The 25,254-nt window shown below is 65.1% G+C and carries 25 protein-coding genes; 8 read left to right on the forward strand and 17 right to left on the reverse strand.

The window, feature by feature from the left end:
• Positions 1 to 119: 119 nt before the first annotated feature.
• Entirely contained in the window at positions 120 to 566 is a 447-nt protein-coding gene (locus MAB_RS14505; protein WP_005082372.1) for a nitroreductase family deazaflavin-dependent oxidoreductase, read from the reverse strand.
• A 57-nt stretch (positions 567 to 623) separates the two neighbouring features.
• Between MAB_RS14505 and MAB_RS14510 the strand changes: the two genes are divergently transcribed.
• The 3 genes from MAB_RS14510 to MAB_RS14520 are packed head-to-tail and all read left to right on the forward strand — an operon-like array spanning position 624 to position 3,014.
• Positions 624 to 1,613: a permease gene (locus MAB_RS14510; protein WP_005091041.1), complete on the forward strand. Its 990-nt coding sequence runs from the start codon at positions 624 to 626 to the stop codon at positions 1,611 to 1,613.
• On the forward strand, positions 1,610 to 2,326 hold the full coding sequence (locus MAB_RS14515; protein ID WP_005082374.1) for a TIGR03943 family putative permease subunit: 717 nt from the start codon (positions 1,610 to 1,612) through the stop codon (positions 2,324 to 2,326). The genes MAB_RS14510 and MAB_RS14515 overlap by 4 nt, the downstream gene beginning before the upstream one ends.
• A gap of 10 nt (positions 2,327 to 2,336) precedes the next feature.
• Entirely contained in the window at positions 2,337 to 3,014 is a 678-nt protein-coding gene (locus MAB_RS14520) for a haloacid dehalogenase type II (RefSeq protein WP_005082375.1), read from the forward strand.
• Here the strand turns inward: MAB_RS14520 and MAB_RS14525 are convergent.
• The 3 genes from MAB_RS14525 to MAB_RS14535 all read right to left on the reverse strand — a co-directional run bounded on the left by MAB_RS14525 (position 3,011) and on the right by MAB_RS14535 (position 7,392).
• Positions 3,011 to 3,919: a DUF389 domain-containing protein gene (locus tag MAB_RS14525; protein ID WP_005082376.1), complete on the reverse strand. Its 909-nt coding sequence runs from the start codon at positions 3,917 to 3,919 to the stop codon at positions 3,011 to 3,013. The genes MAB_RS14520 and MAB_RS14525 overlap by 4 nt on opposite strands.
• A gap of 3 nt (positions 3,920 to 3,922) precedes the next feature.
• Positions 3,923 to 5,716, reverse strand: coding sequence for an aspartate--tRNA ligase (aspS, locus tag MAB_RS14530; RefSeq protein WP_005082377.1), 1,794 nt, complete (start codon positions 5,714 to 5,716; stop codon positions 3,923 to 3,925).
• 104 nt (positions 5,717 to 5,820) lie between these two features.
• Positions 5,821 to 7,392 carry a carboxylesterase/lipase family protein gene (locus MAB_RS14535; RefSeq protein ID WP_005091044.1) on the reverse strand — a complete coding sequence of 524 codons (1,572 nt, stop codon included), beginning with the start codon at positions 7,390 to 7,392 and terminating at the stop codon, positions 5,821 to 5,823.
• Positions 7,393 to 7,495: 103 nt separating this feature from the next.
• On the opposite strand from MAB_RS14535, the gene ypfJ reads away from it, so the two are divergent.
• Positions 7,496 to 8,383 (forward strand): KPN_02809 family neutral zinc metallopeptidase, encoded by an 888-nt coding sequence (gene ypfJ, locus MAB_RS14540; RefSeq protein ID WP_005068889.1) that lies wholly within the window; start codon positions 7,496 to 7,498, stop codon positions 8,381 to 8,383.
• 2 nt (positions 8,384 to 8,385) lie between these two features.
• On the opposite strand, the gene MAB_RS14545 is transcribed toward ypfJ, so the two are convergent.
• The gene (locus MAB_RS14545) at positions 8,386 to 9,393 is read right to left on the reverse strand and encodes an Rv2578c family radical SAM protein (RefSeq protein WP_005093592.1); all 1,008 of its coding nucleotides are present in this window, start codon (positions 9,391 to 9,393) and stop codon (positions 8,386 to 8,388) included.
• A gap of 77 nt (positions 9,394 to 9,470) precedes the next feature.
• Between MAB_RS14545 and MAB_RS14550 the strand changes: the two genes are divergently transcribed.
• Positions 9,471 to 9,902 carry a VOC family protein gene (locus tag MAB_RS14550; protein ID WP_005091046.1) on the forward strand — a complete coding sequence of 144 codons (432 nt, stop codon included), beginning with the start codon at positions 9,471 to 9,473 and terminating at the stop codon, positions 9,900 to 9,902.
• A 41-nt stretch (positions 9,903 to 9,943) separates the two neighbouring features.
• The gene (locus MAB_RS14555) at positions 9,944 to 10,294 is read left to right on the forward strand and encodes a gamma-glutamylcyclotransferase family protein (RefSeq protein WP_005093593.1); all 351 of its coding nucleotides are present in this window, start codon (positions 9,944 to 9,946) and stop codon (positions 10,292 to 10,294) included.
• 101 nt (positions 10,295 to 10,395) lie between these two features.
• Here MAB_RS14555 and MAB_RS14560 read toward each other — a convergent pair whose 3' ends face one another.
• From MAB_RS14560 to MAB_RS14570, 3 genes are read right to left on the reverse strand one after another with little or no spacing between them, the layout of a single operon-like run.
• A complete protein-coding gene (locus MAB_RS14560) occupies positions 10,396 to 10,809 on the reverse strand; it encodes a hypothetical protein (protein ID WP_005057571.1) in 414 nt (137 codons plus the stop codon).
• A gap of 5 nt (positions 10,810 to 10,814) precedes the next feature.
• A complete protein-coding gene (hisS, locus tag MAB_RS14565) occupies positions 10,815 to 12,089 on the reverse strand; it encodes a histidine--tRNA ligase (protein ID WP_005082383.1) in 1,275 nt (424 codons plus the stop codon).
• Complete coding sequence (locus MAB_RS14570) at positions 12,086 to 12,757, reverse strand: MBL fold metallo-hydrolase (RefSeq protein WP_005068898.1); 672 nt, start codon at positions 12,755 to 12,757, stop codon at positions 12,086 to 12,088. The genes hisS and MAB_RS14570 overlap by 4 nt, the downstream gene beginning before the upstream one ends.
• Before the next feature lie 113 nt (positions 12,758 to 12,870).
• Here MAB_RS14570 and MAB_RS14575 point away from each other — a divergent pair, with 113 nt between their 5' ends.
• Together MAB_RS14575 and blaMAB are read left to right on the forward strand one after the other, a co-directional pair.
• Positions 12,871 to 13,794 (forward strand): peptidylprolyl isomerase, encoded by a 924-nt coding sequence (locus MAB_RS14575; RefSeq protein ID WP_005093596.1) that lies wholly within the window; start codon positions 12,871 to 12,873, stop codon positions 13,792 to 13,794.
• 1 nt (position 13,795) lies between these two features.
• Entirely contained in the window at positions 13,796 to 14,665 is an 870-nt protein-coding gene (blaMAB, locus tag MAB_RS14580; protein WP_005091054.1) for an MAB family class A beta-lactamase, read from the forward strand.
• 101 nt (positions 14,666 to 14,766) lie between these two features.
• On the opposite strand, the gene MAB_RS14585 is transcribed toward blaMAB, so the two are convergent.
• From MAB_RS14585 to ruvC, 9 genes are all read right to left on the reverse strand, one after another.
• The gene (locus tag MAB_RS14585) at positions 14,767 to 17,133 is read right to left on the reverse strand and encodes a RelA/SpoT family protein (protein WP_005068903.1); all 2,367 of its coding nucleotides are present in this window, start codon (positions 17,131 to 17,133) and stop codon (positions 14,767 to 14,769) included.
• 30 nt (positions 17,134 to 17,163) lie between these two features.
• Entirely contained in the window at positions 17,164 to 17,697 is a 534-nt protein-coding gene (locus tag MAB_RS14590; protein ID WP_005082386.1) for an adenine phosphoribosyltransferase, read from the reverse strand.
• Positions 17,694 to 19,370: an ABC transporter substrate-binding protein gene (locus MAB_RS14595; protein WP_005093597.1), complete on the reverse strand. Its 1,677-nt coding sequence runs from the start codon at positions 19,368 to 19,370 to the stop codon at positions 17,694 to 17,696. The genes MAB_RS14590 and MAB_RS14595 overlap by 4 nt, the downstream gene beginning before the upstream one ends.
• Positions 19,370 to 20,623: a protein translocase subunit SecF gene (gene secF / locus MAB_RS14600; protein WP_005111391.1), complete on the reverse strand. Its 1,254-nt coding sequence runs from the start codon at positions 20,621 to 20,623 to the stop codon at positions 19,370 to 19,372. Before secF ends, MAB_RS14595 begins: the two co-directional genes overlap by 1 nt.
• A gap of 17 nt (positions 20,624 to 20,640) precedes the next feature.
• Positions 20,641 to 22,401: a protein translocase subunit SecD gene (gene secD, locus MAB_RS14605; protein WP_005093598.1), complete on the reverse strand. Its 1,761-nt coding sequence runs from the start codon at positions 22,399 to 22,401 to the stop codon at positions 20,641 to 20,643.
• Between the two features lie 71 nt (positions 22,402 to 22,472).
• Positions 22,473 to 22,811 (reverse strand): preprotein translocase subunit YajC, encoded by a 339-nt coding sequence (gene yajC, locus MAB_RS14610; protein WP_005068913.1) that lies wholly within the window; start codon positions 22,809 to 22,811, stop codon positions 22,473 to 22,475.
• Positions 22,812 to 22,966: 155 nt separating this feature from the next.
• Complete coding sequence (ruvB, locus tag MAB_RS14615; RefSeq protein WP_005093599.1) at positions 22,967 to 23,980, reverse strand: Holliday junction branch migration DNA helicase RuvB; 1,014 nt, start codon at positions 23,978 to 23,980, stop codon at positions 22,967 to 22,969.
• Between the two features lie 59 nt (positions 23,981 to 24,039).
• Positions 24,040 to 24,648: a Holliday junction branch migration protein RuvA gene (gene ruvA, locus MAB_RS14620; RefSeq protein WP_005076202.1), complete on the reverse strand. Its 609-nt coding sequence runs from the start codon at positions 24,646 to 24,648 to the stop codon at positions 24,040 to 24,042.
• A 31-nt stretch (positions 24,649 to 24,679) separates the two neighbouring features.
• On the reverse strand, positions 24,680 to 25,237 hold the full coding sequence (ruvC, locus tag MAB_RS14625; RefSeq protein WP_005082392.1) for a crossover junction endodeoxyribonuclease RuvC: 558 nt from the start codon (positions 25,235 to 25,237) through the stop codon (positions 24,680 to 24,682).
• Positions 25,238 to 25,254: the final 17 nt, after the last annotated feature.

A 25,254-nucleotide genomic window follows, 5' to 3' on the forward strand; every position in this document is an offset into this window, starting at 1 on the left:
GGCTGATCCCACCATAACCTGGCCCCACCCGCATGGTCTGTGAATCAGGGCACCGCACATCACGGCCCGGCCGGGAACGCGCACCGGCCTTCAATGGATAGCTCGCCGGAGCTTCGCGACTACGTGCGGCGCAGTTCGAAGATCGGGATGGGCCGGGCGGTCTTCTCCTGATATTCAGCGAACACCGGAACCAGCTCGACCACCTTCGGATACAGCGCATCACGCTCGGCCAGTGAAAGCTCGTGCGCGACTACGTCGTATCCGTCGGTACCGATGTCGATATGCGCATCTGGATTCGCGCGCAGGTTGTACACCCAGGCGGGGTCTTTGTCGGCGCCGCCGAATGAACCGACGATGTAGATTTTGCCGTCGATATTGAAGTAGGCCAACGGGTTAAGGCGCTGCTGTCCGCTCTTGGCGCCGGTGTTCGTCAGCAGCAAGATCGGCACTCCGGCGAATTGTCCGCCCACCTCGCCGCCATTCGCGCGGAACTCCCGGGCGACCTCATCGTTGAATTCGTTGATCACCGCGGTGGGCCGCTCGTTGAAGGGTGTGTCATCAGTCACCTCCCCAGAGTGCCACCGATGCGCCGCGTTCTCAGGTTGCACTGTCAGGATGGCGGGGTGACGGTGGCCGCCTCTGAGGATCGACGTTGGTTCGGTTCGACCGAGATCCTTGTCGTGGCGCTCATCGCGATGGCCCTGGCAGCGGGCTGGTTACGCGGAATCGTTGACGCCAACGAGAAGCTGGCGACTGCCGGAACCGTGTTCTGCGGGGTCTTCGTCCAGGCCGTGCCGTTCCTTGCACTCGGCGTGATCGTGAGCGGCCTCGTCGCGACATTCGTGACCCCGGAGCGGCTGGCGAGGTGGCTACCGAACCGGTCCGTCGCCGCGGTAGCGGTGGCGGGTATCGGTGGGGCCGCCCTGCCGGGCTGTGAATGCGGATCAGTTCCGGTGGCGCGGCGGTTGTACGGGCCGGGATCGGTCGGTGCGGCCGCGCTCACATTCATGTTGTCGGCTCCTGCCATCAATCCGGTGGTGTTGGTCGCCACTGCGGTGGCCTTCCCCGGGCAGCCGAGGATGGTGCTGGCGCGTGTGGTGGCCTCGCTGCTCACCGCAATGGTGATGGGGATGGTCTGGTCGCGTTGGGGCCGGGACAGCTGGGTAACTCGCCGTCTGCCGCACGCGCATGCCGGATCCTCCTCCCGCTGGGCGACATTCGCCGAGGCGGCACGACACGACTTCCTGCAGGCGGCCTCCTACTTGGCCATCGGGGCCGTAGCGGCCGCGGCGCTACATGTGCTGGTGCCCACCTGGGTGTTCGAGCACCTGGCAGGCAATCTGGTGGTCGGAGTGGTCACCATGGCGCTGTTGGCCGTGGTCCTGGCGCTGTGTTCGGAGGCCGACGCCTTTGTCGCGGCGAGTATCACGATGATGCCCCTGATTCCGAGGTTGGTGTTCCTTGTTGTCGGTCCTGCCGTCGATGTGAAACTCATCGCGATGCAGTCGGGTATGTTCGGCCGGGCCTTCGCGGCCCGATTCGCGCCACTGACCTTCGTGGTGGCCACACTCGTCGCGACGGGTATCGGCCTCGCGGTGCTGGGGGCCTCGTGAGGCGCGATACCGAGAACACGTTGCTGATCCTCTTAGGGGTCAGTGTGGCGATGATCGCCGCGACCGGCACGTTCACCCGCTACGTCAAGCCCGGACTGCTGCCATGGCTCGCCGGCTCGGCGGTCGTCGTGATCGGTCTCGGCCTGGCCGCCATCATCCGCGACGTGCGCAACGGCCACACCGACCATGGGCATGACGGTCATGGTGACCACCCCCACAAACACGGAGCCACCTGGTTCCTGGTGCTGCCGATCGTTCTGCTGATCTTCATCGTGCCGCCGGCACTCAGCGCGCGCTCCATCGCACCGGCCAATATCGCCGCGGCCACCAATACCCCACGACGCGCCTTTCCCCCACTACCGGCCGGTGATGCGCCCGCGGTTCCGCTGCCCGAGGTGTTGATGCGCATTGCCGCCGGATCCTCGGACACCTTGGCGGGCCGCACAATCACGGTCACCGGGTTCACCTTCAAGGAGGGCGCCCGCACGGATCTCGCGAAGATCGTCATCGTGTGTTGTGCCGCGGATGCGCAGTTGGCGCGCCTGCAGATGTCGGGGCCAGCGGCGGCCTCGGTATCCGCGCTCCCCGAGAACACCTGGGTGTCGGTAACGGGAACCGTGCCGACCGGGCAAAGTTATCGCGGTCCTTCCTCGATCCCCGTCATCGAGGTCACCGGGGTAACCCGCACCGATCCGCCCAAGAGCACCTACTGAGGGAGTCGCGTTGCGCTACAAGGCATACCTGTTCGACGTGCAAGGCACACTGCTCGACTTCTTCGAACCGGTATCGCGGGCGGTCGCCGAGTACTCCCCCGATGTCGACGCCGCCGCGTTCACGCGGGCCTGGCGTGCGGACTACTTCGAGCGGGTCTCGAGTCTGACTCAGTCCGCCGACCACTGGACACGCGTGCAGGACCTCTACGCGGCCGGTTTCGCTGATGTCTGCCAGACATTTGGGCTACCGTGTCCGGACACCGCGACCGCCGAGGATGTTGCATCCAGCTGGCAACGTCTGGTTCCATGGCCCGACGTACCCGCGGGCCTTGCGGCCCTGCGGATGCGGGCCGTCGTCGCGACCCTGTCCAACACCGATATGGCCACCATGGTGAACCTGTTCAAACGCCTGGACATTTCGTGGGACGCGATTTTCACCGCCGAGGTATTCGGGCGCTTCAAACCGGACCCGTCGGTGTACCGGGGCGCACTGCGCTACCTGGGCGTTGAGCCGTACGAAGCGGCCATGGTGGCGGCGCACCCCTACGACCTGCGGGCCGCACGACAGCTCGGCATGGGCACGATCTTCGTCTCGCGGCCGCACGAATACGGTGACCCGGTCCTGGCGCACACCGATCCCGATGAAGAATTCGATCAGCGAGTCACCGCTATCGGGGAGCTCTCCTAACGGTATCCGCGCGGTCGCACCCACAAGACCAGCACGCCCGCCAGCACAATGCCGAAGAGGTTGACGGCCAGCTGAAGCGCCGACAGTCCGGCAATATCCCATTCCCCCACCGTCGCCGCGACCACCGCGAAACCTGCGGCCGGAACGGTGGTCACGGAGATGAAAACCCCAACCAGGGCAGCGGATTTCGCCGACATCAGCGAGAGCATGCCCGCCGCGCCTGCCAAGAGGGCCACCACCAAGGAGAACGGCCCCACCTGGAAGACGAAGTCGACCTGCTGCAGCTCACGCACACTCTTCAAGGTCACCCATCCGGCGGCCTCGGCAGCCAGGGCTCCGACCGCAGTCACCCCCATTGCCACCGGGAAACCCACGAGCAAGGCCAGTAGTGACCGTCGGGCCAGCGACCATTTACGCCGCACAATCGAAACTGCCAGGGCGGCAAGCGGACCGAACTCTGGCCCAACCACCATTGCGCCCACAATGGTGACCGGTGAATCGGTGACCACGCCAACCGCGGCGATCAGGCAGGCCAAACAAAGGAAGGCGAGAAACGTTAGGTTGAGGGTGGACTCCTCACGCGTGCGCCCGATCAGCTCGTCCCAAATCACCGCGTCCGCGGGGTCGCCTTCCGCGTCATCCTCGGCCTCATAGGCGGTCTGCGAGATGACGGTGTCGAGCACCTCGGCGGTGATCGATCCACGCTTGTCGATATCGATCGACTTGAGCCCGTCGAGCACATCGTTGGCGGTCTCGCGCGCCACGTCGGCGGTGATGAGGTCACCTGCCGGGCTGATGGCAGCCTGGGGCACGCGCACGATATGCGTGACTCCCGTGGTGGTGGAAAGGAATTCGACCACCTGATCCGAAACCTCGGCGGGTGCGATCACCCTGAGATGCAGCACTGGCTACGCGTCCGCCGGCTTACCCGCCTTCTCGGCCTTCTCGGGTTTGGCGTCAATCCCGGACTCCTTGCGCTGTGCCGCGGTGATCGGCGCGGGCGCGTCGGTCAGCGGGTCAACACCACCACCGGACTTCGGGAAGGCAATGACTTCGCGGATCGAGGATGTCCCGGCCAGCAGTGCGGTCACGCGATCCCACCCGAAGGCGATGCCGCCGTGCGGGGGTGCACCGAAGGCGAACGCGTCCAGCAGGAATCCGAACTTCTCCTGGGCATCCTCGTTGCTGATACCCATCACCTGGAAGACGCGTTCCTGAATGTCGCGGCGGTGAATACGGATCGAGCCGCCGCCGATCTCATGCCCGTTGCACACGATGTCGTAAGCGTAAGCCAGCGCCGATCCCGGATCGGTGTCAAAGGTGTTCTCCGACTCAGGTTTCGGCGAAGTGAAGGCGTGGTGTACCGCCGTCCACGCGCCCGAACCGACCGCCACATCACCGGCAGCTGTCGCATCATCGGCAGGCTCGAACAGTGGAGCGTCCACCACCCAGGTGAAGGCCCAGGCGTCTGGGTCGATCAACCCGAGGCGCTGTGCCACCTCGCCACGCACCGAACCCAATAACGCGCGTGATGACTTGGCGGCGCCGGCGGAGAAGAAAATGCAGTCTCCTGGGTTCGCGCCCACATGAGCCGCCAGTCCGTCGCGTTCGGCATCGGAAAGATTCTTGGCCACGGGCCCGCCGAGGGTGCCGTCCTCGCCCACCAGGACGTAGGCCAGTCCCTTGTGTCCGCGCTGTTTGGCGAACTCCTGCCAGCCGTCCAGGGTGCGGCGCGGCTGGTCGGCGCCGCCGGGCATCACCACGGCGCCCACGTATGGCGCCTGGAACACGCGGAAGCTGGTCTCAGAGAAGTAGTCGGTGCACTCCACCAGCTCCAGGCCGAACCGCAGGTCCGGCTTGTCGCTGCCGTACCGCCGCATCGCCTCGGCATAGGTGATGCGGTCGATGGGAGTAGGCACCCGGTAGCCGACCAGATCCCACAGCGCGACGAGGATCTCCTCGGCGAGCGCGATGACATCGTCCTGGTCCACGAAGCTCATCTCGATGTCGAGCTGGGTGAATTCGGGTTGCCGGTCGGCGCGGAAATCCTCGTCGCGGTAGCAGCGGGCGATCTGGTAGTACCGCTCCATACCGGCGACCATCAGCAGCTGCTTGAACAGCTGCGGGCTCTGCGGCAGCGCGTAGAAACTACCCGGCTGCAGACGGGCAGGCACCAGGAAATCGCGCGCACCCTCGGGAGTCGAACGAGTCAGCGTCGGGGTCTCCACCTCGACAAATTCGTGACCGGACAGCACGCTGCGTGCGGCGGCGTTCGCCTTGGAACGCAATCTGATTGCGTTGCCCGGCCCCTCACGACGCAGATCCAGGTAGCGGTAGCGCAATCGCGCCTCCTCACCCGCGGTCTCATCGAGCTGGAATGGCAGCGGCGCGCTCTCGTTGAGCACCTTCAGCTCGGCGGCGTTGACTTCGATCTGCCCGGTCGCGATCTCGTCGTTGGCGTTACCTTCGGGCCGGACCTCCACAACACCGCTGACCTCGACGCAGAATTCCGCGCGCAACCGGTGAGCCTGCTCCAGCACCGCGTCCTCGCGGAACACGACCTGGGCGACACCCGACGCGTCCCGCAGATCGATGAAGATGACGCCGCCGTGATCGCGTCGGCGCGCCACCCAGCCGGCAAGCGTCACTCGCTGCCCGGCGTTCGATTCCCGCAACGAACCGGCGTCATGAGTGCGCAGCACGAAAGATCCCTTCGACAGTGCTTGTTCATTAGAAAATCAGTGTTAAGACGTTTGAGCCTAGCGGCCCGGGTTCCCCATCCCGTCGAGGCGCCTTACCGACAAACTCAGTGCACCTGAGCCCAGGCAATTCGGCGCACCGAGTCCGGGTCCTCGACGGTGACATCGGAGCGGGACCGAATGATGCGTGTCCGGCGGCCGTCCGCCCCGTAGGTCGGCCAGTCTTCCGGGCCCGCCCCGGTGGCGAAATCCAGCCAAGCCCGTTGCATGCGCCGCCCCACCGACGGCATCATCCGCGCCCCCAGCGGGCTCAACAGCATCCCCACGAACGACCCGTAACTGTGCTGGACGTGCACGATCTCACTGCCGTGGGTGGCACCGAGACCGAGTAACTTAAGGCCCCACGCGGTGTGGTCAAAGCGGTACATGTAGGTGTCGACGAATGCGCTGTACGCATCCGCGAAAGCCCACATCGGAGCGGCGAACATGGCATCCGAGCCCACCGCGACGAGCGCCTGGCGGCTGGGATATCCCGGATACGCCGCGATGATCGCGTCCTGATATTCCGGGCCTATCCGGTTGAAATAGCCGTTCACGGTCGGCTCGGTGGTGGGCAGCATCGGCGGTTTCACACGGGCGAACATTGATGCCTCGTGGCTGTTGGACCCGATGATGAGAGGTACCTGATGCACCTCACCGCGCCGGGCCGCTTCTATCGGGTGATACGGCAGCAGTTCGGTGCCGTGCGCCAGCCCGTACCCGAGGACGGGCGTTTCCGTCGCACTCTCGATCTGCAATTTCGCCGCACCCCGGCGCAGCTCGCGCTGCGGGAGAACCTTGAGCCTGCTGGGGTCGGTGACGTCCAGCAGTTCCAGGTACCTGTGCGCGCGCTTGTCACGCAGCGCCTTGTCGGCGATCAGCGGTAGCGCCGGGCTCTGCGCGATGGCACGACCGAAAAGTCCTTCCGCCGCCGGGCTCGCCAACAGCGCCAGCACCGATGTCGCCCCAGCCGATTCGCCGAAGATCGTGACGTGGTCCGGGTCGCCGCCGAAGGCAGCGATGTTGTCGCGCACCCACGTCAGCGCGGCCATCTGGTCACGCAGCGCCAGGTTGTCGTCGAAACCCTCACCCAGCGCGCTGAGCTCAAGGCCGCCCAACGCACCAAGGCGGTATGTCACATTGACGACGACGACGTTGCCATTGGCGGCCAGCCGTGCCCCGCTGTACAACTCCAGCTGCCCGGCACCGAATACGAACGCACCGCCCGGTATCCACACCATCACCGGCAGACTGGCGTGCACATCCGGTGACCACACGGTGACGGTCAGGCACTCTTCTCCGCGAATCTTGGGATCGTCCCGTCCGGCACCCACGAACGACTTGCCTTGCGGGGGCAACGGCGCATGCTCGATGGCGTCGCGCACTCCCTCCCAGGGCTCCAGCGGAACGGGAGCCAGGAATCGGAGCTGTTCGACGGGCTGCTGCGCGTAGGGCACTCCGCGCCAGACCGAAACGCCGCCTTCGATCGCACCTCGCAGAGCCCCCAATGGCGTGCGGACGACTGTCGGCAGAGCGACGTCAACGGCCACGTACCGAATCGTAGTGCGATCGGCGGTTACGGGCCCGCATAGACGCAGCGGCGGCGCCGGAAAGTTGCCCCGGGTCTTTTCGGGGTACATGAACTCTTCGCCATGTAGCGATACGCGGGTCTGTGGAGTATGCAAAAGTATCGGCAGCCGACGGCACAGTGGCGCGGACACAGACTTGGGAGTGGGCAGACCAATGACCTTCAACGAAGGCATGCAGATCGACACCAGCACCACCTCGGGCGGCGGCATGGGCCGCGGCCCCAAGATGGCCATCGGCGGCGGCGTAGGAGGGTTGCTGATAGCGGTCGTCGTCATGCTGCTCGGCGGTGATCCCAGCCAGGTCCTGCAACAACAGGGTCCCCAGCAGGCTGGGCCGGCACGGGAACAGACCCAGGATTTCAGCCACTGCAAGACGGGTGCTGACGCGAACAAGTCATTGGACTGCCGCATCATCGCCACCGGAAACTCGGTGGACGCCGTCTGGACCCAGATCCTCGGCCCGAAGTACCCGCGACCGAATGTCAAGCTGTTCAGCAACCAAGTGAACACCGGGTGCGGGGCGGCCACCACCGAGGTCGGCCCCTTCTATTGCCCCGCCGACCGCACCGCCTACTTCGACACCAGTTTCTTCCAGGTCCTGGTCGACCAATTCGGCTCCAGCGGAGGCCCGTTGGCGCAGGAATATGTGGTGGCTCACGAATACGGTCATCACGTGCAAAACCTGTTCGGCGTTCTGGGCAAGAATCATCGCTGCGCCGAGGGCCAGGCGGGCGGCGGCGTGTGCACCGAGTTGCAGGCCGACTGCTATGCGGGCGTATGGGCCAAGCATGCGTCCACCACCGTTCAGGAAGGCACCGGCGTCCCCTTCCTGAAACCCTTGACGGAGCAGGATATTCGTGACGCGTTGTCGGCGGCTTCCTCCGTCGGCGATGACCGCATCCAGAAGCGGGCCACCGGTCGCGTCAATCCCGAAGCCTGGTCGCACGGCTCGTCCGAGCAACGCCAGCGATGGTTCACACAGGGTTACAACACCGGCGATTTCCGCACCTGCGATACCTTCAACGCCCAGAGCCTGAACTAGTTTCAGAACAGCGTCGGCTCCAGCGCCGGCGCCATTTTCACTGGCCGCGTTGGTGTTTCCTCGCGATGCGAGGACAGGCGGTGCTTCTGGACCAGTGGCCCAACGCGCTCACGTAACCATGCCCGATACTCGGCGGGAACGTATGCGCCCTTGCGGTACAGCTCTCGGTATCGACCAACAAGCTCAGGATGCGAGTGCGATATCCAGGACATGAACCAGCCTCGCGTGGTCCCGCGCAGATGCAGCGGAAAGACCGTCACGCCGGCCGCACCGGCATCCGCGATCCGGCCCAACAAATCGTCAAGATGCTCCACGGTGTCGGTGAGGAACGGAAGCACCGGCGCCACCATCACGTGTGGCTGAAATCCGGCCTCGCACGCCGCGGAGATCAGCGCCAGTCTGGCCTGCGGCGACGGCACCCCGGACTCAACCTCCCGATGCAGCACCTCATCCCCTATGGCCAGTGATATCCCCAGACTCACCGGGACCTGTCCGGCGGCCTCGGACAACAGCGGCAGATCCCTGCGCAGCAACGTGCCCTTGGTCAGGATCGAGATCGGTGTACCCGAGTCTGCCAGCGCCCCAATAACTCCGGGCATCAGTTGATAGCGCCCCTCCGCCCGTTGATATGGATCGGTATTGGTGCCGAGCGCGACCGTCTCGCGACCCCACGACTTGCGCCCGAGCTCTTTCCTGAGCACCGGAACCACGTTCGTCTTCACGACGATCTGATTGTCGAAATCAGCGCCGCTATCGAACTCGAGATACTCGTGGGTGGGACGCGCGAAACAATAGCGGCAGGCATGCGCACAACCGCGAAACGCATTGACCGTGAACCGGAACGGCAGCATGGACACCGTCGGCACTTTGTTGAGCGCGGACTTACACAGCACCTCATGGAAGGTGATGCCCTCGAACTCTGGCGTACGCACGCTGCGCACCAGGCCGATACGCTCCAAGCCGGGGAGCGCGCCGTCGTCGGCAGCCAGCGCCTGACCGTCCCACCGCATAGCCCTATGCGAACATATGTTCGATGTCCGTGTCAATCCCCCGCCATGTGTCGGTACGCGAACCTAGGCTTGGCCATATGAAACAGCAGCTACACTTCGTCACCGTTGCCGCAACCGATCTGGATGCCACCCGGCATTTCTATGGCGCGCTCGGCTGGACGCCACTGCTGGATGTCGAGGGCGAGATCATCTTTTACCAGAGCGCACCGGGACAAGTGCTGGGCTTTTTCCTCGCGGACAAATTCAACCAGGACCTCGCCTCACCCGGCGACCATGCGCAGGTCTCTGGAATCACGTTGGCGCACAACGTAGAGACCCCGAAACAGGTGAACGAACTATCCAGCACCATGGCCGGCGCGGGTGGCACGATCCTCAAACCTCCACAGCCGGGACAATTCGGCGGGGTGTTCCACGCGCATATCCAGGACCCCAACGGACTGATCTGGGAAATCGCACATAACCCCGGCTGGCGGATAGACGCCGACGGATCGGTGCAGCTCGGCGGGTAACACCGCGTGCGGTCGCCGCCGCGGCCTGCTTCACTTGGCTCGTGACGGATACTGCGACCGAGCTTCTGTTCTCCTATGGCACCCTGCAACAGCCCGACGTGCAGCGCACGACGTTTGGGCGGGAACTCGACGGACACACCGACGCCATCGTGGGGTTCGATCTGGACTACGTGACCATCACCGACCCGCATGTCATCGCGACCAGCGGTAGTGACCGACACCCCATTCTGCGCCCATCCAGCAATGCCACCGCGGAAGTCCCCGGCACTGTCTTCTCGATCACCGCCGAGCAGCTCGCGGCCGCCGACGCGTACGAGGTCGACGATTACCAGCGCGTTTCCGTGCCCCTGCGGTCGGGCGCAACGGCCTGGGTCTATGTGTTCGCCGGCTGATCGAACACGGTCAGCCGATTGTCGCGCCGAGGTGGGCAGTCACACCCTCGGTAGTCAGAATCGCAGGCGCGTAGGAGTTTTCGCCACCAAGGGCCAACGAGTTACCACTGCCGCAGTGAGCAGGTGACGGCAGTTTCGCCATCCGCCTGCGTGGCCAGCGCACCGTCCACGTACACCTCGCAGTGGAAGACGGGGGCGCCGGTGACGGCCTTGGCGGCGGCGCTGGCGCTCACATATGCCCATTGAGTCGGGTCGTTCAGGGTGGTCTCGACGACGAACGGCGCGTCGGGTGCGATACGGGTCGAGTTGCGCACCAAATACTTGCTCGATTCCGTGTCATACGCGGACTTGCTCGGCGGCTCATTCTGCAGGACCAGAGTCTGCGACAGGAAGTCACGATCGGAGCTGATCACGTACTTCACCTGGTGCGGGGCCGCCTCGGCGGCCGGCGCCAACGCCAACGTCAGGGTTGCGGTACTGGCGGTGGCGAGCAGAGCTGCTGTGATACGTCCCATACCTGTCATATCCGCGATGCTAGCCGCGCCGTTACTTCCCCGACAATCGAACCGATAGGCACCGGCTGCTGAACGCCATCGGCGAGCGTCTTGAGCTCGATGTTTCCCTCACCGATTTCACGGTCCCCGGCTACCAGCGCGATCGAGGCGCCCGAGCGGTCCGCACCGCGCATCGCGCCTTTGAGTCCGCGGTCTCCGTAGGCGATATCGGTGCGAATCCCCGCCCCGCGCAGCTGTGCCGCCACCTTCACGAGCACCGATTTGGCGTCCTGCCCAAGGGGAACGCAGAACACCTCACAGCGCCCGCTGTCCCCCACGGTGACTCCCTCGGCGCGCAGCGCCAGGACGGTTCTGTCCACACCGAGCCCAAAGCCGATACCCGACAATGACTGTCCGCCCAGCTGCGCCATCAGTCCGTCATAGCGGCCACCGCCACCGATACCGGATTGCGCACCCAATCCGTCATGCACGAATTCGAATGTGGTCTTGGTGTAGTAGTCCAGGCCGCGCACCAGACGCGGATTCACCACGTACTGCACGCCCAGCGCGTCCAAATGACTGAGTACCTGCTCGAAATGCGCCTTGGCTTCCCCGGAAAGGTGGTCGAGCATGAGCGGCGCGTTGGCCGTCATCTCGCGCACCTCGGGCCGCTTGTCATCGAGCACCCGAATCGGGTTGATGCGCGCCCGTTCCCGCGTCGCCTCGTCCAGATCCAAGCCGAAGAGGAATTCCTGCAACAACTCTCGGTACTGCGGACGGCAGGAGGCGTCACCCAGCGAGCTGATCTCCAAACGGAAGCCTGTTAGCCCCAGGGAACGGTATCCGGCATCGGCGATCGCGATCACCTCGGCATCCAGTGCCGGATCGTCGACACCGATCGCCTCCACACCCACCTGCTGCAGCTGGCGATAGCGACCTGCTTGCGGGCGCTCGTATCGGAAAAAAGGTCCGGCATAACGAAGTTTCGCGGGAAGCTGGCCGCGGTCTAGGCCGTGCTCGATGACCGCGCGCATCACCGACGCCGTACCCTCGGGCCGCAAGGTCACCGACCGATCACCACGGTCCGCGAAGGTGTACATCTCCTTGCTCACGACATCGGTGGACTCCCCGACGCCGCGGGCGAACAGCCCGGTGTCCTCGAACACCGGCAGCTCGATGTAGCCGTACCCGGCCAAACGCGCCTGCTCCAGTAGCCCATCGCGGACCGCCAAGAACTGCGCCGAGTCCGGCGGCACATAGTCCGGAATGCCCTTGGGCGCGCTGAAGGTCTTCTCGCTCACTGGATTCCCTCGAGGAATGGGTTGGCGCGGCGCTCGTCGCCGATGCTGGTGGCATTGCCATGTCCCGGCAGCACAACGCTGGAGTCATCGCGCGTAAGCAGCTTGGCGGCGATCGAATCGAGCAGCTGCTGGTGGTTTCCGCCGGGTAGATCGGTGCGCCCAATCGACATCTGGAACAGGGTGTCACCACTGAAAAGCACGTCGACGGGACCGTTCTCGCTATCAACCTCGATACCGAACACGACAGAACCGCGGGTGTGCCCCGGGGTGTGGTCGACGGTGAGCGTGATCCCGGCGAGCTCCAATTTGTCGCCGTCCCCGATCTCGACCAACTCCTTGGGCTCGGCGAACACCTGGCCCTGAATGAACTGGCCCAGCCCCGGACCGATCCCGGCCAGCGGATCGGCGAGCATCACGCGGTCATCGGGATGGATGTACACGGGAATCCCATATTCATCGGCAAGAGGCTGCGCTGTCCAGGTGTGATCCAGATGCCCGTGCGTCAGCAACACCGCTTCCGGGGTGAGATCACGCTCGGCGAGAATCTCCTTGACGCCCCCGATGGCGTCCTGCCCGGGGTCGACGATGACGGCCGGGCCGCCCTCGTGCGGCGCCACGATATAGCAGTTCGTCGCGAACATCCCCGCGGGAAAACCGGTGATCAGCACCCGACCAGCTTAGGCGGCGGGTCCCGTGTCTTCTCTCAGGTGTGGCTGGCACACTCTCTGGCGACCTACATTCTTCGATGATTCTGCAATTGACGCCCTAGAAGGAGAGCCCGGTGCCGACCAACGAGCAGCGACGTCAGACTGCCAAGCGCAAGCTGGAGCGACAGCTGGAGAACCGTGCGGAGCGCGCCCGCAAGCAGCGGATCTGGGCGATCAGCGGTGTCGCTGTGCTCGCTGTCGTCGTGGCGGTAGCCATCACCGCGTGGTTCGCCATCAGCAAGGGCGATAAGACCGACACGGCTCACGACACCGCGTCCACCACGCCGGTATCGACGGTTGACGCACCTCCGACGTCGTCATTGCCGACGCCCGACGAACCACCTCTCGCCGGCCCGGCGCTGCCCAAGTTCGTACCGTCCGCCGAGGTGGGCGCCAACTGTCAGTACCGACCGTCGGGCAAGGCTTCCAAGACCATCGAGAAGCAGATACCCCGGACAGGGAAGATCCCCACCGATCCCGCGACGCTCACCGCCAGCATGAAGACCAGCCAGGGCAACATCGGGCTGGTCTTGGATAACGCCAAAGCGCCCTGCACGGTGAACAGCTTCGCGAGCCTGGCGCAGGGCGGGTACTTCGACAACACCGTCTGCCACCGGATGACCAGCGGCGGCCTGTCGGTACTGCAATGCGGTGACCCGACGGCCACCGGCTCGGGCGGCCCGGGATACGAGTTCGACAATGAATACCCGACCACCCAGTACAAGGCGGATGATCCGGCGGCGCAGCAGGCCGTCGTCTATCCCGCGGGCACGCTGGCCATGGCCAACGCGGGCCCCGGAACCAACGGCAGCCAATTCTTCATGGTCTACAAGGATTCGAAGCTACCGCCGCAGTACACCGTCTTCGGGACGATCGACAAGACCGGGATGGACACCCTGGCCAAGATCGCCAAGAACGGCATCAAGCCCGGCGCACGTGGCGCGGGCGACGGAGAGCCCGCACAAGAAGTGAAGATCATCGACCTGCAGCTCGACTGACATGATCTCTCGTCGCGCACTTCTTGTCGGTGGGGTATCGGCGGTCGGTGTGGTGGCTGCCGGTTGTTCGCGCAACGGCAACCGTCGGCCCGCGCCGGACGAACTCGCCTCGCTGGAAAAGGATTTCGGCGGCCGCATCGGTGTCTACGCGTTGGACACCGGGTCGGGTGACACGGTCGGCCACCGCGCCGATGAACGCTTTCTGATGTGCTCAACGGTCAAGACCTTCATCGTCTCGGCCATCCTGCGCCGGAGACTGAGCGAACCGGGCCTGTTGGACCAGCGAATTCAGTACACGCAATCCGACGTTCTGGAATGGGCGCCGATCACCTCGCAACACGTGTCCACCGGAATGACCGTCTCGGAACTGTGTGATGCGACGCTCCGCTATAGCGACAACACCGGTGCCAACCTGCTGATCACCCAACTCGGCGGCCCGAAGGAGACAGAGAAGTTCGTCCGAAGCCTGGGCGACAACGTCACTCGCATGGACCGCACGGAGGTACAGCTGAACATCCCCGACGGCGATCTGGATACCTCGACCCCGCAGCAGCTGGTGGCCAATCTGCGCCGACTGGTCCTCGACGAAGGGCTGGATTCACGGGGACGGGATCTGCTGACCGATTGGTTGAAGCGAAATACCACCGGCGACCAGTCCATTCGGGCAGCAGTTCCCGCCGGGTGGACGGTCGCAGACAAGACCGGCGGCGGCTTCAAGGGTGAAACCAACGACATCGCGGTGATCTGGCCCCCGGGCCGTGCACCCATCGTGATGGCGGTACTCACCGTCCCGGAGGACCCCACATCCACCAAAGGTAAGCCGACGATTGCCGCGGCCACCCGAATCGTGCTGCGGGCCTTCGGCGCTTGATCGTCTGACGCGGCTCGCGAGATCTACGTTCTGCAGACGCGTACTCGCACTTTCGCGTCACAATGTCAATCTCGGCGTCTGGCGGCGCCGGTAGACCGCCGCTAGGCGGCCGAGGTCACCCGGTAGACGTCATAGACGCCCTCGACATTGCGCACCACGTTGAGGACATGCCCCAGGTGCTTCGGATCGCCCATCTCAAAGGTGAATCGACTGATGGCAACTCGATCGTTGGAGGTGGTCACCGAGGCCGACAAGATGTTCACCCGCTCATCGGCCAGTGCCCGGGTCACGTCGGACAGTAGCCGGTGCCGGTCCAGGGCCTCGACCTGGATGGCCACCAAGAAAACCGAAGACGCCGACGGCGCCCAGTGCACCTCGATGATCCGTTCCGACTGCTGCTGAAGGGATTCCGCGTTGGTGCAGTCGGTCCGGTGCACGCTGACTCCCCCGCCCCGGGTTACGAAACCGAGGATCTGGTCACCGGGTACCGGTGTGCAGCACTTGGCGAGCTTGGTCAGCACCCCGGGCGCCCCTGGCACCGCCACCCCGACATCGTCGGAGCGCCGCTGCCGGATGGGCATGGTCGACGGGGTGGACCGTTCGGCCAACTCTTCTTCGGCGCTGTCCACACCGCCGAGCTGTGCGACCAATCGCTGCACCACGTGCCGGGCCGAAACGTGCCCCTCGCCCACCGCGGTGTAGAGCTGTGAGGTGTCCTGGTAGCGCAGCTCACGGGCCAGCGAGGCCATACCTTCGCCGTTGACCAAACGCTGCAGCGGAAGACCACCGCGGCGCACCTCACGCGCGATGGCGTCCTTGCCGGCCTCGAGGGCTTCCTCGCGCCGTTCCTTGGCGAACCACTGCCTGATCTTGGCCTTGGCCCGCGGCGACACCACGAAGGTCTGCCAGTCGCGCGAAGGTCCCGCATTGGCCGCCTTGGAGGTGAAAACCTCCACCACTTCCCCGTTTTCGAGCTTGCGTTCCAGCGCCACCAGCCGGCCGTTGACACGGGCGCCGATACAGCGATGCCCCACCTCGGTGTGCACCGCGTATGCGAAATCCACCGGCGTGGAACCGGCGGGAAGTGTGATGACGTCGCCCTTGGGCGTGAAGACGAAGATCTCCTGGACCGCGAGGTCGTAGCGCAACGATTCCAGGAATTCCCCGGGGTCGGCGGCCTCACGCTGCCAGTCGAGCAGCTGGCGCATCCACGCCATGTCATCGATCTCGGCGGCGGCATGGGTGGGCGGAACCCCGTTGCGGCCCTTGGCTTCCTTGTACCGCCAGTGCGCGGCGATGCCGTACTCGGCGGTGCGGTGCATGTCCCGGGTGCGAATCTGCACCTCCAGCGGCTTGCCTTCCGGACCGACCACGGTGGTGTGCAAGGACTGGTAGACACCGAAACGCGGTTGGGCGATGTAGTCCTTGAATCGTCCCGCCATAGGCTGCCACAGGGAGTGCACCACGCCCACCGCGGCGTAACAGTCACGAATCTCGTCGCACAAGATACGCACACCCACCAAGTCGTGAATGTCATCGAAGTCGCGGCCCTTGACGATCATCTTCTGGTAGATCGACCAGTAATGCTTGGGGCGCCCCTCCACGGTGGCGCTGATTCGCGAACTATTAAGAGTCGCAACGATTTCGGCGCGTACCTTGGCCAGATAGGTATCACGTGACGGAGCGCGATCCGCGACCAGCCGCACGATCTCCTCGTACTTCTTGGGATGCAGGATCGCGAACGATAGATCTTCGAGCTCCCATTTGACCGTGGCCATACCCAGCCGGTGCGCCAGCGGCGCAATCACTTCCAGCGTCTCACGGGCCTTGCGGGCCTGCTTCTCCGGCGGCAGGAAGCGCATGGTGCGCATGTTGTGCAACCGGTCGGCCACCTTGATCACCAGCACACGCGGGTCACGCGCCATCGCGATGATCATCTTGCGGATGGTTTCGCCTTCGGCGGCGTTGCCCAGCACCACCTTGTCGAGCTTGGTGACGCCGTCAACGAGGTGAGCTACCTCGGTGCCGAATTCGGCGGTCAGCTGCTCCAGGCTGTATCCGGTGTCCTCGACGGTGTCATGCAGGATCGCGGCCACCAGCGTGGTGGTATCCATACCCAGCTCGGCCAGGATGTTGGCCACCGCGACCGGGTGGGTGATGTAGGGGTCCCCCGACTTGCGGAACTGCTCGGCATGCCGGCTTTCCGCTACCTCGTATGCCCGCTGCAGCACCGACCGGTCGGCTTTGGGGTAGAACTCGCGGTGAACAGCGATGAGCGGTTCCAGGACCGGGCTGACCGCGCCGCGCTGGGCTGTCATCCGCCGCGCCAGCCGCGCCCGCACCCGGCGCGAAGCGCTCATGGTGCCGCCGCTCACCCGCAGAGACTCGGTTACCGGGCCGGGCTCACTCAACGCAGGCAGGGATTCGACCGCGACCTGATTCTCGCTGGGCACGTGCTCGTCAGCCACGGTTCACCTCCTACCGCAATAGATTATCTCTCAGATCGCGCGCAGCGCAGTTAATGGCAGCGGCGCCACGGCCGCGCGGCCGCCCAGATCCGAGAGTTCCAGGACAACGCCCGCACTGATCACGTCGGCGCCCGCGGTGGTCAGCAGCCTCGCGGTTGCCGCCAGCGTCCCGCCGGTGGCCAGCACATCGTCGACGATCGCCACGCGGCGGCCCGCAAGTTCCACCCCGTCTGCGGGGATCTCCAGCGCCGCGGTGCCGTATTCGAGCTGGTAGGTCTGCGCATGCACCGGTGGTGGCAACTTCCCTGCCTTGCGCACCGCCAACACGCCGACCCCGAGCCGGATCGCCACCGCGGCCCCGAGCAGAAAGCCGCGGGCATCGATCCCCGCGATCAGCGTGGCCCCCGATGCCGCCTGTGCCAGCGCGTCGGTGACGCGTGACAATCCGTCGGCATCCGCGAACAGGGGCGTCAGGTCCTTGAACTGCACCCCGGGCTCGGGAAAGTCGGCGACCTCACGGGTCAGTGACGCGACGAGTTCGGCTATCTCATCGGGGCCCGTCACGTGGGCAGCACCCAACGATCCATGTTCCAGCCGGCACCCCACCGGGTGACGCTCGGGGTGGCGGCGTACATCGACTTCGGGGCGATCAGCACACGCGGCTGCCGATACAGCGGCAGTGTCGGCAGATCGTTCCATAGGATCGCCGAGGCGTCGCCGAGCAGCCGACTCTGATCCCGGGCGTTGGTTGTCACCGCCAGGGCGGCGATGATGCCGTCGATCTGGCCGTTGGCGTAGTTCGCCGGGTTCTTTCCTTCGCGTGAACGCAGCGCGTACGCATCCATCAACCACGAACCGGTCGAGCCGCTGCCGGGCACGCCGCCGATCGAGCTGAGCAACGCGTCAACCTGGTTGTCCCGGAGCGAATGCGGTCCGGTTTCGGGCGAACTGACATCCTGCACCGTGATACCCGCGGGCTCGCAGGCCTGCGCCATCGCGGACACGATCGCCGCGCGACGGGGATTCGGCGCCTGATATCCCACCCGCAGAGTCAACGGACGGTTGGCGGCGGCCGCCCGTGCCGCTATCGGATCGGAGCGCATGAACCGGCCCGCTTCTGCGGCAGCCTCCACCGAGGCGAAGGAGTCTCCGATGCTGGTGTCGAGCCGTGCGTTCATCACCGGCACTCCGGCGATTCCCGCGATGGCATCCCGCGGCGTGCACAACGCGACCGCACGGCGCAGATCGGGAGCTCCGACCGATCCCCCGGCACCGAAGATCAGTTGCTCCACACCCGACCCGGGCTCCTCGGTGCGCACAAATCCGTCTGGGGCGGTGAGAGTCCCGGCCGATCCCGCTGCGACGTCGACCACCTCAAGATCGCCATCGGACAGCCGCTTTTGCACGTCAATCCCGCTGGGCCACACCGTGACCCGCTTGGTCACCGGCGGGTTGCCCCACCACTTGTCATTAGCCACCAACACCACGGAGCCGTCGTCGTTGTACCCATCGAGCTTGTACGGACCTGATGACGGGAATTTCGACAGGTCCAGATCGGTATCGAGGTTCCACTGGTTGTTCCAGAAATCGGCGATCTTCTGCAGTGCCGGAACATCATTGGAGGCGATCGCGCCCACCAGATCGATGTTGCCGCCCAGCTTGTCGGCGACCACGTGCCACGGCAACATCGTGGTGGCGGTGAACAACTGGGTCCAGTCGGTAAAGGCACGATCGGGCGCGAAGGTCACCCGCGCGGTCTTTTGGCCCGGCTTGCAGTCGACCGTGGAGATGTCGGCGTATCCCGCCGTGCTGGCGGTATCGAAATCGGGCATCCGGCCGGATTGCGCGAACCAGGACAGCACCATGTCTTCGCAGGTCACCGGCTTGCCGTCGGAGTAAACGGCCTTTTCGTTGATGGTGTAGTCAAGTACCAGCGGAATGCGGCCCACTACCTCGACGGTGCCGAAATCGTGATCGGCGATCACCTGACCATCGGGTCCGTGGAAGCCGAAACCGGTGAGCACACGGTTGAACGCCTGTGCTCCGGCCGAGGCGTTACCCGCGACGCTGTTGACGTTGTATGTCGTGAGGCGACCGTCGACGGCGTAATCCAGCGTTTTCGCCGCCGAGGTCCAACACGAGGTCAACAGCCCCGCCGCGAGCAGCACCGTGGTCACAATGGCGCCGATTCGCGCGATTCGTCTTGCCCCGGTCCGTGCTGGACTTCGTGAATCCATCAGTGCCGCCGCGTGTTTCGCTTACCTTGAGGGCGGGCGCCGGGCTTGGGTTTGGCGGGGCGCACTCCGGTCGCCGCGGCATCGGATGTCCCCGATGTCGCGACCTTGGCCGTCTTGCTTCCCACACCCGCGTCTGCCAGCGGTGCGGCATCGGGCTTGCGACGGCTCAGCACCTTCTTGGTGTGGCTGGCAACCAGATCCGTGCGCTCACGCAACGCCACCAACAGCGGGGTGGCGAAGAAGATCGACGAATAGGTGCCCACCAAGATGCCGACCAGCTGCACCAGCGCCAGATCCTTCAGGGTGCCCACGCCCAATAGCCAGATGGCGACCACGATGAGCGAGAGCACCGGGATGGCCGAGATGAGGCTGGTGTTGATGGAACGCATGAACGTCTGGTTCACGGCCAAGTTGGCATGTTCGGCATACGTGCGCCGCGAGGTGTGCTGGAAGCCATGGGTGTTCTCTTCCACCTTGTCGAACACGATCACCGTGTCGTACAAGGAGAATCCGAGAATCGTGAGCAGACCGATCACGGTCGCCGGGGTGACCTCGAAGCCCACCAGGGAGTACACACCCGCGGTGACCAGCAGGTCGAAAACCAGCGCGGCCAGCGCGGCCAGCGACATGTAGCGCTCGTAACGCACGGCGATATAGATGCCGGCCAGCACCAGGAACACGCCCAGCGCCCAGAGCGCCTTGTTGGTGATCTGGCTGCCCCAGGTTTCGGAGACATCCGAGTCGCTGATGGCGTCGATGGACGGCTTGCCGTCCGGGCCCTTCGGCGCGAATCTGTCGAAGAGCGCCTTGTGCAGCTTCGAGGATTGCTCGTTGTCCAGCTTCTCGGTGCGGATCTGAATGGAGGCCGAGTCGCCGGTGCCGGTCACCACGATCGATTCGGCGTCGTGTCCCAGGGTCTGGCTGAAGACATCCTCGGTCTGCTGGACGGTGGCGTCCCCCTTGGGGAACCACACCTTGGTACCGCCCTCGAAGTCGATGCCGAAGACGAAACCCTTGATCGCGATCGACAAAATCGCGACCACCATGAACGCACCGCTGATCCCGAACCACAGCGTGCGTTTCCCGACGACGTCGACAGCGCCAGTACCGGTGTACAGGCGGTAGAGGAATCCGTGTTCCGGTGCGGCGCTAACGGTCTCAACCGCCGTGGATTTGGGCTCCTGCGCGGTGCTTGCGGTGGCGTCCGTGGCGTCTTCCGCGACGTCCTTGTCGGTGCCGTTGCCGTTGCTCACTGTGCCATTGCTCGTACTCATGCGTGTGCTGCCGCCTTACGTTCGCGGGCAATCTGCTGGACCGCGCCGAGCCCGTTGTACGCGGGCTTGGACAGGGTCGCCGACTTGGAGGACAGGTAGACCAGCGGCCACGTCACCAGGAAGACCACCACGACATCGAGAATGGTGGTGAGACCAAGGGTGAACGCGAAGCCCTTCACCTGGCCGATGGCCAGGATGTAGAGCACCACCGCGGCCAACAGGGTCACCGCGTTACCGGACAGGATCGTCTTGCGCGCGCGTGCCCAACCGCGCGGCACCGCCGACCGGTAGGAACGACCCTCTCGTATTTCGTCTTTGATGCGCTCGAAGAACACCACGAACGAGTCGGCGGTGGTACCGATGCCGATGATCAGGCCGGCGATACCCGCGAGATCGAGGGTGTACGAGATGTATCTGCCCAGCAGCACCAGGATCGCGAAGACCATGGCGCCGGAGGCCACCAGGGACAGCGCCGTGAGCAGGCCCAGCACCCGGTAGTAGATCAGCGAGTACAACAACACGATCGCCAAGCCGATGGCGCCGGCGATCAAGCCCGCCTTGAGCGAGGTCAAACCGAGTGTCGCCGACACGGTTTGGGCATCGGAAGACTCGAACGAGAGCGGCAGCGACCCGTACTTGAGTGCCGCCGCGAGTTGCTTGGCCGAGTCGGACGTGAACTGCCCACTGATCTCGGTCTTGCCACCGGGAATGGGCTCACGGATCGCCGGCGCGCTGATCACCTTGGAGTCCAGCGTGAAGGCGGTCTGGGTGCCCTGCTGCCAGTGCGCGGAGGTGTAGTCCGCCCACACCTTGGCGCCGGTGGGCTTGAATTCCATGCTCACGACATAGATGCCGCGCTGCTGATCCAGACCGGAGCTGGCGTCCTTGATCTCTTCGCCACTGATGATCGACTTGTCCAGCAGGTAGGCGGCCTTTCCGCCCTGGCTGTCGTCGCCGCAGGTGACCAGGGGCAGGTTCGGGTCGTCGTTACCGGCCAGCGGGTCGTCGGGGTCATAGCAGCGCGAGGCCTGAACTTGCAGGGCCAGCATCTGGATCCGCGGGTCCTCGCTCTGCCTGATCTGCTTCTCAAAGTCGATCAGCTGTTTGCGCTCCTCGCCGCTACCCGGCTTCGGCGGCAGGTCGGCCGGAGGCGCGGGAGCCGTCGTGGCGTTGGGTGTCGCGGGCTGCGTCGCCGGTGGCGGTGGCGGTGGCGTCGTGGTTTGCGCGGGGTACGGCCGCGGCTGCGGTTTCGGTGAGGGCGGCGCGGCAGGAGTGGACTTACCCGCGCCCGGCGCAGGAGGCGTCGCCTCCTTGGCGGGGGCCGGCTGTCCCTGCTGAGGAGCGCCCGCTCCGGGCTCCGGGTTCTCCTTGGGCTGCGCCGGAACCGCCTGCACAACGGGCCGAATGTAGAGCTTGGCGGTCTGGCCCAGGTTCCGCGCCTCACTGCCGTCGTTTCCGGGCACCGTGATGACCAGGTTGTCACCATCGATGATGACCTCGGACCCGGAAACGCCGAGGCCGTTGACGCGCGCGTTGATGATCTGCTGCGCCTGCGTCAACGCTTCCTTGGTCGGCTTGGACCCATCGGGGGTGCGAGCCGTCAGGGTGACACGGGTGCCGCCCTGCAGATCGATACCGAGCTTGGGCTTGGGCTGCTTGTCGCCGGTCAGGAATACCAGCAGGTAGGCGCCGATGAGCAGCACCAGGAAGGCAGCTAGGTAGCGCATGGGATGCACAGGGGCCGATGACGAGGCCACGTGTCCGGTCTCCTTGCTTGTCGAGGGCGGGTCGGGAGGCTTTCGGGGGATGTGAGCAAAGGCGAAAGCCGCTACTCCTTGGTCAGCTCAACCCCGCTGCTCTCGACGTCGCGAACCGTGCCGTCGTCGGCGGCTGCGCTGTCTTCAACCTCATCCACGATCTTGTCCCGTACGGCGAGCTTCATCCAACGTGTCACCACACCCGGTGCGATCTCCAGATCCACGGTGTCGTCGGTGACGGCGGTGATGGTGCCCTGCAGGCCCGAGGTGGTGTGTACCCGATCACCGATCGCCAAGGACGCGTGCAGTTCGATGGTGGCGTCGAGAGCCTTGCGCTGCCGCCGGTTCGCAAAGAAGAGGAATGCGCCCATCACGAGGATGAGCGGCAAGAAGACGATGATCGATTCCATGGCGGCTTTCGGGGTTCTTTCCGTTGGGTTTCCGTTGGGTACAGGCGAGGGCAAGCACGGTCAGCGTGAAATGAGCACGCGACAAGTCACCAGTGTGCCATCCGACTCTGTGGAATCGACGCGAACCCCGTGCCCGCGCGGGCCCTAGTGTCGCGTCAATCGAACAGCCCGGTCTGCCCCAGCAGCTGCGGCGGCGGGGTCAGACCCAGGTGCGTCCACGCCAACGGCGTCGCCACTCGCCCGCGTGGGGTGCGGGCCAGCATCCCGGCACGCACCAGGAACGGCTCACATACTTCTTCCACGGTGGTCGACTCCTCCCCAACTGCCACGGCCAGTGTCGACAAGCCCACCGGGCCGCCGCCGAAACTGCGTGTCAGGGCCAAGAGCACCGCCCGGTCCAGGCGGTCCAGTCCCAACTCGTCCACGTCGTACACCGCCAGGGCCGACTTGGCGACGTCCACGGTAATGACACCGTCGGCACGCACCTCCGCGTAATCGCGGACGCGACGCAACAGTCGGTTGGCGATGCGGGGAGTGCCACGCGAGCGCCGCGCGATCTCCGTACCCGCATCGGCACCCAGTTCGATGCCGAGGATGCCTGCCGAGCGCGCCAGCACGAGTTCGAGCTCGTCGGGCTCGTAGAAATCCATATGGGCGGTGAACCCGAATCGGTCGCGCAGCGGCCCGGTCAGCGATCCCGAGCGCGTCGTGGCTCCCACCAGTGTGAACGGTGCCACTTCCAGCGGGATGGACGTCGCACCCGGACCCTTGCCCACGACGATGTCGACGCGAAAATCCTCCATGGCCAGGTACAGCATTTCCTCGGCAGGCCGGGCGATGCGGTGGATCTCGTCGATGAACAGCACATCGTGTTCGACGAGGTTGCTCAGCATGGCCGCCAGATCGCCCGCACGTTCCAGTGCCGGGCCCGAAGTCACCCGCAGCGATGAGCCCAACTCCGCGGCGATGATCATGGCCAGCGAGGTTTTACCGAGGCCGGGTGGGCCGGATAACAGGATGTGGTCGGGGGTGCCGCCGCGATTCTTCGCGCCGGACAGCACCAGCTCCAGCTGTTCGCGAACACGCGGTTGCCCGATGAACTCGCGCAGCGACTTCGGGCGCAAGCCGGCGTCGACGTCGTTCTCACCGACCGTCAGCGCACCGGACATGTGAGCGTTGTCGAACCCGTCCTCGCCATCGTCGAGATCGTCGAATTCGTTCACACGGCTCATCGCGTCTTACCCAGCAACGCCAGTGCCGAGCGCAGCACTCCGGAAACATCCGCGCCCGTATCGCCCGGATTGTCTTGGGCCAGAACGGTGTCGGTGGCTTGCTCGGCTTGTTTTGCGGCAAAGCCAAGTCCGATGAGTGCCTCGACGACTTGGGAGCGCACCAGCGACGCAGTGCCACGCCCCAGTTCGGTGGTGCCGCCCGGAGCGGCAGCCACCTTCTCCCGCAACTCCAGCACCAAGCGCTCGGCCCCACGCTTACCAATCCCCGGCACCCGGGTGAGCGCGGCGACATCGCCGTCGGCCAGCGCCTGGCGCAGGGTCGGTGCGTCATAGACCGCGAGGGTGGCCATCGCGATTTTGGGCCCCACCCCGGAGACACCAAGCAGCGTCGTGAACAGATCGCGGGCATCGGTGTCGGTGAAGCCATAAAGCGTCATCGAGTCTTCACGGACGATCATCGCCGTGATCAGCCGAATCTGGGTGCCGCGCCGCAGCGTGGAGAGCGTGGCCGGTGTGGCGTTCACGCGGTACCCCACGCCGGCCGCCTCGATCACCACATGGTCGAGCGCGATGTCGATGACCTCGCCGTTGACCGATGCAATCACGCCGCACTCCGTTCTTTACGCAGACCTGCCATTACCGAGCCGCTGCCTTCATCCGGGCCGCGAAGGCCTTCCGTTGTTCCTCTGCCACGGCTTCCGCCTTGGCCATTCTCGCAAGCATGGGCGCGCGCCAGCAGTGACAGATTGCCAGGGCCAGCGCGTCGGCGGCATCCGCGGGTTTGGGCGCGGCCTGCAGATTCAGGATGCGGGTGACCATCGCGGTCACCTGGGATTTGTCGGCCCGGCCGTTGCCGGTGACCGCCGCCTTGACCTCCGACGGGGTGTGGAAATACACCTCGATCCCCCGTTTTGCGGCGCAGAGCGCGATCACCCCGCCGGCTTGCGCCGTGCCCATCACGGTGGAGACGTTCTGCTGGGCGAAGACGCGCTCGATGGCAACGACGTCGGGGCGATGAGTCTCCATCCAATGTTCAACGACCTCACTGATCACTAGAAGTCGTTGCGGCAGCGGCTGGTTGGCGGGAGTGCGAACGACGTCGACATCCAGGGCCACCACCTTGCGACCCGAGGATGCCTCGACCATGGACAGACCGCACCGGGTAAGACCCGGGTCGACTCCCATTACTCGCACGCGTCAGCCCTCTCGCT

This window comes from Mycobacteroides abscessus ATCC 19977, from assembly GCF_000069185.1.
GTDB lineage: Bacteria > Actinomycetota > Actinomycetes > Mycobacteriales > Mycobacteriaceae > Mycobacterium > Mycobacterium abscessus.

Bases quoted from the DNA above. Each gene is read 5' to 3' on its own strand.
- MAB_RS14545 (WP_005093592.1), bottom strand. From the start codon at position 9,393: ATGCGGTGGGACGGTCAGGCGCTGGCTGCCGACGACGGCGCGCTCCCC.
- MAB_RS14550 (WP_005091046.1), top strand. From the start codon at position 9,471: ATGAAACAGCAGCTACACTTCGTCACCGTTGCCGCAACCGATCTGGAT.
- yajC (WP_005068913.1), bottom strand. From the start codon at position 22,811: ATGGAATCGATCATCGTCTTCTTGCCGCTCATCCTCGTGATGGGCGCA.
- MAB_RS14560 (WP_005057571.1), bottom strand. From the start codon at position 10,809: ATGGGACGTATCACAGCAGCTCTGCTCGCCACCGCCAGTACCGCAACC.
- blaMAB (WP_005091054.1), top strand. From the start codon at position 13,796: ATGATCTCTCGTCGCGCACTTCTTGTCGGTGGGGTATCGGCGGTCGGT.
- MAB_RS14535 (WP_005091044.1), bottom strand. From the start codon at position 7,392: ATGTACCCCGAAAAGACCCGGGGCAACTTTCCGGCGCCGCCGCTGCGT.
- ypfJ (WP_005068889.1), top strand. From the start codon at position 7,496: ATGACCTTCAACGAAGGCATGCAGATCGACACCAGCACCACCTCGGGC.
- ruvB (WP_005093599.1), bottom strand. From the start codon at position 23,980: ATGTCCGGTGCGCTGACGGTCGGTGAGAACGACGTCGACGCCGGCTTG.
- MAB_RS14595 (WP_005093597.1), bottom strand. From the start codon at position 19,370: ATGGATTCACGAAGTCCAGCACGGACCGGGGCAAGACGAATCGCGCGA.